Genomic DNA, 3454 nt, shown 5'->3' on the forward strand with positions numbered 1-3454 from the left:
TCCCTGCACTTGCCACCGAGATAATATTTGCGGATACGCCATTTTGAACAAGCAGACTACGTACAGTTTCAGCACGATTCTGACCAAGTTTTTGGTTATAAGTTTCGCTTCCTAGACGATCCGTATGACCGACCAATATGATCTTACTGACAGAAACAAAACCTGTTGAAATTTTTGATGCTACGTCCTGAACTTCCTGACGGCCTTTAGGCAATAAATCATTTAAAGATGAACCATCAAATTTAAATAATGTATCGGCTGCCAAATCAATTGTTTCAGTATGCTCAACAGGAGCAACGACAGGCTTTTGAGCTGCTGGCTGTTGTCTACAAGCCAAAGGATGACCATTATTTGAAATAAAAGGTACACCAGCAGCATCTACAGAAAGAATAAAGTTACGATCTTTTAATTGATCTGGCCGCAAGTCGACATCGCAACTCTGACAATTTTTTTCGCCGCTACAATTTTTAACTTTGAAATTATAAACTTCTGGTTTTAAATAATACTTTGCCGTATTATTGATATAGAATTTACCTGATTCAATACTGTCAATATAGAAATGAATTGGGCAACTCTGTTCATCTCTTGTATCCCCTGCGCATAATTTAGCATCTCTGTTGACATTGATCTCCTGATTATAACCTTGCTTATTATTTTGAAACCGTAAAGCAGAAGGCTTTGAGTAAGGATCAGATGCACAAGAGGCTACCACCAATGAAATTACAGTAGTTAAAAGCGATAATTTCCACATAAACAACCCTTGGTAGACTTAATGTATTATTAGATTTGTATAACATATTTACGCGAATCTCAACTTTTTAAGTCTTTGAAATAAAAAGGACATAACCCAATTTAATTTTCGACTAAGAAAAGCAAAGCAAGTTATGTCCATTTACTAATTTATCATTTCTGTATTTTTAATCATAGAGCAATTTTACTCAGCGATTGTCATTCAACCTTTAAGAAGTAGAGGATTTCCACCCGCTTTAAGTGATATTGAAATTCTTACTATACAAATTGTGGGAGAGTTTCTTGGCTTAGATTCTGATAAAAATATCTGGTTCTACTTTAAACACAATTGGTTTGAATGGTTTCCAAAATTAGGTTCCTATCCTAATTTTTGCAAACTTTGTGCAAAATTATGGCATGTAAGTCAACAGATTATGTCACAACTAAAATCTTTTTTCGGTTTAGATAATATTCATTTTATCGATGGCTTTCCTATACCTGTTTGTCGTTATGCTAGAGCAAAAAAACATAAAAACTTCAAAGAATCTGCAGGTTTTAGTTATTGTGCGGCTAAACAAGAAAAATATTATGGTTTCAAAGGACATATCGTTATTAACTTTTCAGGAATGATTACAGGCTATACTTTTGCTCCAGCTCATTGTGATGAACGTGATGTTGCACCAGAAATTACTCAAGATATTCAGGGATTACTTGGTGATGATAAAGGATACTTAAGACCTGAATTAAAACACTATTTTATGTACCAAGATATTGATTTACAAACACCTTATAGAAAGAACATGACTGATAGCAGGTCTAAGGAAGCTATGGCGAGGCTCATGAATGCTCGTAGAAAAATTGAGACTGTTATAGGTCAATTAACTGAACGATTTCACATTCAAAAAGTAAGAGCTAAAGATTTATGGCATTTAACGCATAGAATTACGCGTAAGATTCTTTCACATACCATTGCAGTAATTTTAAATACACGATTAGGAAATCCACCTTTACAGCTGGAAAGCCTTATTCAAAGTTGAGATTGGGGTATATTTATTAAAAAATATGCCATTTTATTTATATCACTTTAATAACAAAATAAATACACGAGCATAATTAATTTTTTAAATAAATTGCATTTTTTACAAAAAATATAGACCACGTCACGCTAAATATCCTAATTTTATTACAATTTTCTAATTTATAGAGTAGAAACTCTATTTTAAAAAATCCAATTTACTAATACAAATAAATGAAAAATAAATACTTTATTAGGACTTACGCAAAGACGACCGAAGGCGAGCGTAACTGCTCACGCAAATAATCACTGAGTAAACCCCTTTTAACCTGATATAAAGATTGTTTTAACCGTTTAGCCTGTCTGGCTAACTGCAGCCAAACCAGCATACAACAACAAATATGATTCCGCTGAATACGAGCCTTACGACACTGATTAGCTTCAATACCAGTGAGTTGTTTAAGTTCTCGGTGAAACTGCTCAATCTTCCAGCGGATGGCACACACCAATCGTGTGCCATCTGATGAATCCTGAGTGGTGTCGTTGGTGACAATCCAGTCCGTGCGGTTTTCATTAACCACTACTCGGAACAGTTGCACTTTGTAATCTTTAGGAAAGGCATGTATTTTAATCAGTTTGCCATTTTGTTGCTCTTGGTCAGTCCAAGTTAATTCGTTGACTGCTTTGTAAGGGTGTACTCCTTTTGAATCATCGACTTTGCGATTGGATTTTAAAGGACAATAATAGATTTTTTGTAAGTTATCAATATACAGCATGATGTCTTTGGTGGCATACCAGGTATCCATGAGCACATATTTGAATTTAATTTGTTTGTGTTCAATACTGTGCTGTAGCATGTCTTTTAGATGGTCAAGTTTGCTTTTGCCATCGGTGGTTTTGTCATAAATACGGTAATCAATGAACCAGTATTGTTCGGTCTTAGGATTGACATAGATACAGTTAACGATGCAGATGCCTTTAATAATGCGATGGGCGTTGCCACTGAACCGTACCGGGTTTGTCGGAGAGTCAATATTCTGAGAGACTATCCCGATGACAAAATTAAAATATACCCCTGAAATCAGAGAAAGAGCGGTTCAATTATTGATTGAATCTGAAAAAGATTATCCATCGAATTGGGCTGCGATCACAGCTATTGCTCCTAAAATCGGTTGTACTCCTGAAACACTACGTGTTTGGTATCAAAAATATTTAGATAAACAAAATCCAGTTAAAGTACAGCAGCTTTCAGACCAAGAACGTATCAAACAACTCGAACGAGAAAATAAAGAACTGCAACGCGCCAATGAGATTCTACGTAAAGCAGCCGCTTTTTTCGCCCAGGCGGAGCTCGACCGCCCACACAAATAATGGTGGATTTTATCCATAACAATAAAGATCGATATGGTGTTGATGCGATTTGTAGGATTTTACCGATCGCAGCTTCAACCTATTACCGGACTCTAGATCTCTGCGAAAATCCAGAACATCGAGCGAAACGAGATCTACATGATGAGCATCATGCTGAGGAGATTAAACGAATTTGGAAGGAAAGTTCAGGTCGGTATGGTGTACGTAAAGTCTGGCAAAAACTGAAACGTGAAGGCTATATTATTGCACGCTGTACTGTTGCTCGATTAATGAAAAAGCTAGGTATACAAGGTGTTTGGCGAGGTAAGAACAAACAAACCACCCGTAGCCGAGATGACC

Annotated in this window: 2 protein-coding genes, 2 pseudogenes and 1 other annotated feature; of the genes and pseudogenes, 2 read left to right on the plus strand and 2 right to left on the minus strand. The window is 36.1% G+C overall.

What is annotated here, in order from left to right; translation table 11 throughout:
• Positions 1-751 (minus strand): OmpA family protein (locus ACNPNW_RS15360; RefSeq protein ID WP_448767122.1); only part of this gene is annotated, 751 nt, incomplete at its 3' end.
• A 151-nt stretch (positions 752-902) separates the two neighbouring features.
• Between ACNPNW_RS15360 and ACNPNW_RS15365 the strand changes: the two genes are divergently transcribed.
• On the plus strand, positions 903-1766 hold the full coding sequence (locus ACNPNW_RS15365; RefSeq protein WP_448767123.1) for an IS982 family transposase: 864 nt from the start codon (positions 903-905) through the stop codon (positions 1764-1766).
• A 238-nt stretch (positions 1767-2004) separates the two neighbouring features.
• Here the strand turns inward: ACNPNW_RS15365 and ACNPNW_RS15370 are convergent.
• Positions 2005-2754 (minus strand): annotated as a pseudogene (locus ACNPNW_RS15370) (IS701 family transposase); the annotation flags it as partial.
• Between the two features lie 43 nt (positions 2755-2797).
• Between ACNPNW_RS15370 and ACNPNW_RS15375 the strand changes: the two are divergent.
• Positions 2798-3454 (plus strand): annotated as a pseudogene (locus ACNPNW_RS15375) (IS3 family transposase); the annotation flags it as partial.
• Positions 3073-3189 (plus strand) — a sequence feature (AL1L pseudoknot). It overlaps the preceding pseudogene by 117 nt.

The organism is Acinetobacter endophylla (genome assembly GCF_053543775.1).